The sequence below is a fragment of the Bacillus cereus genome (genome assembly GCF_002567495.1).
In the GTDB taxonomy this organism is placed as follows: domain Bacteria; phylum Bacillota; class Bacilli; order Bacillales; family Bacillaceae_G; genus Bacillus_A; species Bacillus_A cereus_AQ.
In genome coordinates this window covers 1-6,041 of record NZ_NVAP01000042.1, presented here as the reverse complement: position 1 = coordinate 6,041, position 6,041 = coordinate 1, and the positions used below count along the sequence as shown (strand labels likewise).

Sequence of the window (6,041 nt, the reverse complement as noted above, 5' to 3'; positions counted from 1 at the left end):
CATTGCTATGTAAATATGCACCTTTTCTATTGTATTTGCAATTTAATAAAGTTAATTTGAATTTCTGTAACGCACATATATGAAGCATCCTTTAGAAAAGGAAGTGATTTATCATACACATTCAAGCTGTGAAAATACCAAAGAATATTGAAAGTCATTTGTTTAAGCAACTTAGTAATTTTATTTCAAATGAGAAGAAAGAACGAATGAAGCGTTTATTAAACTCATGCGACATTAATAGGACCCTGATAGGAGATTTATTAATCCGATCTTTAATCTGCCAAAAGTATAAAATTAATAATGAAGAAATTAGATTTATATATAATGAGTATGGAAAACCTTTTGTTGAAAATTTCTCTGACTTTCATTTTAATGTGTCACATTCAGGAGAATGGGTGGTTTGTACTACGGCTAATTTTAATGTGGGTATTGATATAGAAAAGGTTTCAGAAATAGAGGCTCTTAAATTAGTAAATGAATTTTTTTCAGAGGAAGAATTTTATGATATATCTAATATGAATTCTGATGAACAAATTAATTATTTTTATGATTTATGGACATTAAAAGAAAGTTATATAAAAACGATTGGAAAAGGGCTTTATATCCCGTTAAATTCATTCTCTATAAAAAAAGAATCACGAACTTTAATTTCATACAAGAATATACCTAAAAACTTTTACTTTAAACAATATAATATTGATCCAAATTATAAGATATCTGCTTGTGCAACAAGGGATGCATTTCCGCAGGAGATAATAATTAAAGACATTTATACAATTTTCCAAAATATAAACAAATTTTAAAGTAAGGAGAAAATCAATGCAGAAGACTAAACTTTTTTGTTTTCCACATGCTGGGGGATCTGCGTTTAGCTACGCAAAATGGAAAAATTACTTTAATCCATATATTGAAGTAGTCCCGATAGAGTTAGCTGGTAGAGGATATAGAATTGAAGAAAGTTTGTACCAAAGTATGGAAGAGGCAGTAAATGATGTCTATAATAATATCGTTATGCAGATAGATGATTCGCCATATATTTTATTTGGGCATAGTATGGGAAGTTTGATTGCCTATGAAGTAGCTAGAAAAATACAAGATTCTAAAAACGTATTGCCTAAATTTCTTGTTTTGTCCGGTAGAAATCATCCAAATAGTAAAATAAAAAATATCCGACATAATCTTTCTAACGAACAATTTAAAAGAGAAGTTATTGCAATGGGAGGTACACCATCTGGGGTACTGCAATCAGAAGAATTAATGGAGATTTTTCTCCCTATTCTAAGGGCAGATTTTAAGATTGTCGAGACATATATTCATGATAATAATATACAACCATGTGATCTTGATTTTCTTATATTTAATGCGGAAAATGATGAATTTACTACATATGATCAAGTAATAAAATGGGAACAATACACAAGTAAAACGTGTACTTTTCATTCTTTTGAAGGTAATCATTTCTTTCTAAATGAAAATATTGAAGAAATAGCAAAGAGTATTATAAGAAAGTTAGATTCTAAAAGATTATCAACTAGTTTTTAGAGGTTTTCTAAGGATAATTATGGTTAAGAAACAAAAATATTAAAGATGAAGAATACATGCACTGCTGAAATATTATTGAATATAGGCATAGAAGCCTAAACGAACTGATTAAAGGCAGAAACTCTAAACAAAATGTATATGAATTTACTTTAGTTTAAGCTGGCGTTACCTATAATATCATCTAGATTCTTTATTATATTTAGTACAAAGTACATAACAGTTAGGGGTACTGTATGTAAAGCCAATGAACATGTGAAGTGAAAAGGCCGACTCTTATAATTATGAGTGGGCCTTTTGGTTTTATGGATATCAAATTAGTGAGCAACATTTCAAAGGGTATCTTGTGATATAACTAAGTAGAATTTTTTAAACAAGGGGATGATGAGATGAATAAATTGAAGGGGAAAATTGCATTAGTAACAGGGGCTAGTAGAGGAATAGGCCGAAGCATTGCTTTACATTTGGCGCAGGCTGGTGCGTTAGTCGTTGTTCACTATAGTAAAAGAAAAGAAGAAGCAGAAAGTGTAGTGGATAAAATTAAACAAGATGGCGGTTCCGCATTTGCCATCAGTGCAGACTTAAGTACCTTTAACGGCATTAATAAATTGTATGCAATGATGGATCAATCTCTTCAAAAATATATAGGTGATACTACATTTGATATCCTTGTAAACAATGCTGGAATTGGGCAGATTTTAACGTTAGAGGAATCTACAGAGGAGTCTTTTGATGAGGTTATGAATATTAATGTGAAAGCTCCATTTTTCATTATTCAAAAGGCTTTGCCACGTTTAAAAAATGGAGGACGGATTATCAATATTTCGTCATTTGTCACACGGGTCGCCTCCCCAAGTGTTTTTGCCTACAGTATATCTAAGGGGGCAATAAATACACTCACTCATACTTTAGCACAACAACTTGGTGCTCGTGGTATTACAGTAAATGCAATTCTCCCAGGCATAATTAATACAGAAATGAACGCTGAGACATTGAGCAACCAAGAGGGACAAATATATGCTGCAGGTTTATCGACCTTTAATAGGTGGGGAGAACCTAATGATATAGCTGATATTGTAGGTTTTCTTTCATCATCAGACAGTCGTTGGATAACTGGTGAGTTAATTGATGCAAGTGGTGGATCTTGCTTATAATGCTAGAGGAAAAGCCAACTTAAATTAAGGTGGCTTTGCAATTCTATTATTTATTTGTTAAACCAGTGAACTATGTACCATTTTTTAGCTCTTAGAAAAGCCACCTTGAATGGAAAAAAATTTGCATGGTCATTAAAAGGATATAGTGATCGAGAAATTGCAAAAGTAGATTATAATAAAACAGCAGAAGAGCTGAAAATCAAGTTAGAAGCTGGCGTACCGCATTCTTACTTCAATAGCACATATGCAAGTATTAAAGTCCAGAACTCATCCGGTAGCGTTATGTACAATAAGGAAATCATGGGAAATAGACAACAAAATGCTGAAACTCAAACAGTACCTATAAAAGTGGGAGATTATATAGAATTAACTCATATAGAAGGAGAAGCAGAAAAGGAAAAAACACGAGCGACTTTAACTAACCTTGAGAATGGAAAACAGGAATATATAGGAAAGAAAAGAACATGTCAGGTTACATCTACAGGATTAATAAGACAATAAATGTATAAAAAGTTGGGGGAATCCTCAACTTTTTTGTCATTTTAGCCAAGAAAACTCCTTCCCTAAGGAACGGATGAATTGGCTTCGGACAAGGGATGACAGGAAGCTATCTTAATTGTTCGATATACATAAACTGTTACTCCACTGTCTTTCAAATATATGTTTATTGTATAACAGACACATGCCGAAATGGAGCTGAAATGAATGATAATTAATATAGCATATAAATTTCGTATCTATCCAAATAAAACACAAGCAACTCTAATTGTAATACTCTATGGGAACATTATTAAATTTGAACGATATTAACAGAACTTTGTTGATAATTAGTTAAAAAAAGTATTGTACGATTAAATACGTCATGTTACAATCATGTTACGAAGTTGTTACGTAACATTAAAATTATTTCATTTTTGTTTCTTGTAATTTCCGCATTGTTACAAAAACTATAGATGTTTTTATGTGTATAGGAGTGTGTGTAGTAAAGAGTCTGATTTGAAAATACGTGCACACTTCAAATTTCCTTTCTGTCTGAATGAAGAAGACTACCAACTAATTAAGGGGTTTAAAGTAACAACTTTAAATAAAATGTGCTTCCTTTCCCACACACACACAAATTAGTACATATTTAAAGTACAGCCTAGTTGCTACACAGACTCTTGTACATATAAACATTAAGGTGAAATAGAGATAAGGATTTATTACATAAAAAGCATTACTTAGCTAAACGTAAAAATATCATCTGTGCATTTTTATGAAATGTTAAAATGCCTAGATGATATTTTTTTGAAGATTTCTTGGATATGTTTATGAATAACAACTTCTAATAATTAATGATTCTCTACACCCCATAAATCCAATAATTTATGTAATTGGATTTATGGGGTGTATGTACATTCACTTATATAGGGAAAATGAGGTTTTTCATATGAAGTATGATTATAAAGTGTTTATATTTATTTGGACAATTATTTTATTGTTTTTTCTACTTTATTATGGTTACAGTAAAATTTCTGACACCAAGCAAGTACCAGTCATAACGATCAAACAATAAAAGTAAGAGATACTAGAAAAGCAAAATAAAATAAAAATAGATAACCGAAAATGTTTAAGAACAGGAACAATTACATGCATAAACAACCTTATGATTTCCATGCATACCCCGCGTCATTTGGACAATAGGGGAAAAGTATTATTATTTGGCGTGCGCAATCTTCCGTCACTAGTAGAAACGGAAAGTTCCGTATCCCTGCTGAAGGAGGAAGATGTCTACCTGCCAGGGGGCGGATCTATTCAGCATCTAGAAACATTGGAATTAAAAGTGTAGAAAACAAATAGTGAAAAGGGAACATATCTTGTGTTTCCTTTTTTATTCTTGTAGATAAGTCTGGGGAGAAAAAGGGGATTTCTGCACGTAACATAGATCTAATTGGTATCCTAATTGTGTTTTACGTATAGCTGGGAGTGGGTGTGATGGTATTTGCAATTGATACGAGATTCCGTCATTCTTTTCATGAAATTGAATTATTAGACATTCCAAATATATTGTTTCCGAGTCAGTGCAGGAAATTGTATCAAGTCATTGGGATCGGCATTCAAGAAGAATTCCACAATCCCTATGTCATTATAAAAGAGCAACATGGTTCCGTTACATACCGATTACCAGAAGAATTATCAACATGGGTGCAGAACAAATTATTACTTGTTAAAGGGGGTGCCCGTTTGTTTCCGTGTCCTTGCGGATTTTCATATTTCCAAGGCCGTCGCTTCGCGTATTCTTGTTAACTGTTTATCATGATGAACACCGCAGGATACTTTGTAAAGGCGGAAATTGATTATGGGACTATATTTACAAGTTGAAGATTAATGGTAAATTTTTCAAATTAATGATTATAGAGTACAAATAAACTTTAAGCAGGATAAAGACTTTCTTAGCGCCTTTGCCTCACATTCTAACTTAATTGAAAAGAGCCCCCATTACTTTATTGGAGGCTCTTTTTTTACTTCAGTACAGAAGGCGATGTTTTTTCTAACCATAGAATGCCATCATATTGTTCTGTCGGAATCATGATTTATCATATTCGAATTTTGTTTTCGAATATGGTAATTATGTCCCCATACAATGATTTTTTTGTTTGTATACTCCATTTCAGTGAGGCACGCTAAGTTTTGTGCCATTTTTTGATCTCGGATATAAAAAGAATAGTCTGTCAGGTTAGGTTAGGTGAGGAGATGCCACCTTTGACTTTCATATCAGCATCTAAATGCGTTTTAATCGCATCAATCCGTATACTGATTGATTTCTCAAACAAATTCACATCATACGTAGGATGTGGTGCAACTTGAATCAATTCAGATTTATGATTCTGAATAAACATTCTAACCTTTTCAAACTTGTTAATTACGGGCTGTATTTCCATTTTAAATCGATCATAGGGATATGTTTTATTTTTATTGAAAAGATAGGGTAAATCTTCTGGAATGATATCTCCATAATTAATAATTTGTACGTTAACCTTTCCGTTATTACTAAATCCATTTATATCAACAAATTGTCCCACGTATCTCTTTGTACCAATATCTTTTAAAGTACGTATAAAAAATGCCCTTTATCTTATCTTTACCTTATCTTTAAATTTTTATATTAAACTTAAAACCTTAAAGTATTGATGTTTGAGTCTAAAAGGGGTGGGAGATAGATATTCATTACATAGTTTGTAAATAACCAATTACCTTTGAAAAATTGAATTTTTATACGAGGAGGAATATATGAAGGATACAAGTAAAAAACAAATTATAAAAGTGTTCCTTATTAGTATTTTAGGCTTAGGAATAATACTTGGAATG

5 protein-coding genes and 3 pseudogenes are annotated in these 6,041 nt (G+C 31.8%); 7 read left to right on the top strand and 1 reads right to left on the bottom strand.

Translation table 11 applies throughout. From position 1 onward, the window contains the following. Positions 1 to 128: 128 nt before the first annotated feature. The 6 genes and pseudogenes from COK05_RS20075 (at position 129) to COK05_RS20050 (ending at position 4,979) form a co-directional block, all read left to right on the top strand. Complete coding sequence (locus COK05_RS20075) at positions 129 to 803, top strand: 4'-phosphopantetheinyl transferase family protein (RefSeq protein ID WP_098613954.1); 675 nt, start codon at positions 129 to 131, stop codon at positions 801 to 803. Positions 804 to 819: 16 nt separating this feature from the next. After that, positions 820 to 1,542, top strand: coding sequence for a thioesterase II family protein (locus tag COK05_RS20070; RefSeq protein WP_098613953.1), 723 nt, complete (start codon positions 820 to 822; stop codon positions 1,540 to 1,542). A gap of 386 nt (positions 1,543 to 1,928) precedes the next feature. Beyond that, positions 1,929 to 2,693 (top strand): SDR family oxidoreductase, encoded by a 765-nt coding sequence (locus COK05_RS20065; RefSeq protein ID WP_098613952.1) that lies wholly within the window; start codon positions 1,929 to 1,931, stop codon positions 2,691 to 2,693. 105 nt (positions 2,694 to 2,798) lie between these two features. Further along, positions 2,799 to 3,194 (top strand): annotated as a pseudogene (locus COK05_RS20060) (putative mucin/carbohydrate-binding domain-containing protein); the annotation flags it as partial. Positions 3,195 to 3,398: 204 nt separating this feature from the next. Continuing rightward, the gene (locus COK05_RS32090; RefSeq protein WP_098613951.1) at positions 3,399 to 3,503 is read left to right on the top strand and encodes a helix-turn-helix domain-containing protein; all 105 of its coding nucleotides are present in this window, start codon (positions 3,399 to 3,401) and stop codon (positions 3,501 to 3,503) included. Positions 3,504 to 4,667: 1,164 nt separating this feature from the next. Then, complete coding sequence (locus COK05_RS20050; protein ID WP_098613950.1) at positions 4,668 to 4,979, top strand: hypothetical protein; 312 nt, start codon at positions 4,668 to 4,670, stop codon at positions 4,977 to 4,979. A gap of 288 nt (positions 4,980 to 5,267) precedes the next feature. On the opposite strand, the pseudogene COK05_RS20045 reads toward COK05_RS20050, so the two are convergent. Continuing rightward, positions 5,268 to 5,641, bottom strand: a pseudogene (locus COK05_RS20045) (erythromycin esterase family protein); the annotation flags it as partial. Between the two features lie 322 nt (positions 5,642 to 5,963). On the opposite strand from COK05_RS20045, the pseudogene COK05_RS32220 reads away from it, so the two are divergent. Next, positions 5,964 to 6,041: pseudogene (locus COK05_RS32220) on the top strand (lysozyme family protein); the annotation flags it as partial.

Excerpts from the sequence above, each read along its gene's own strand:
- COK05_RS20050 (WP_098613950.1), top strand. The coding sequence starts at position 4,668 with ATGGTATTTGCAATTGATACGAGATTCCGTCATTCTTTTCATGAAATT.
- COK05_RS20065 (WP_098613952.1), top strand. The coding sequence starts at position 1,929 with ATGAATAAATTGAAGGGGAAAATTGCATTAGTAACAGGGGCTAGTAGA.
- COK05_RS20070 (WP_098613953.1), top strand. The coding sequence starts at position 820 with ATGCAGAAGACTAAACTTTTTTGTTTTCCACATGCTGGGGGATCTGCG.
- COK05_RS32090 (WP_098613951.1), top strand. The coding sequence starts at position 3,399 with ATGATAATTAATATAGCATATAAATTTCGTATCTATCCAAATAAAACA.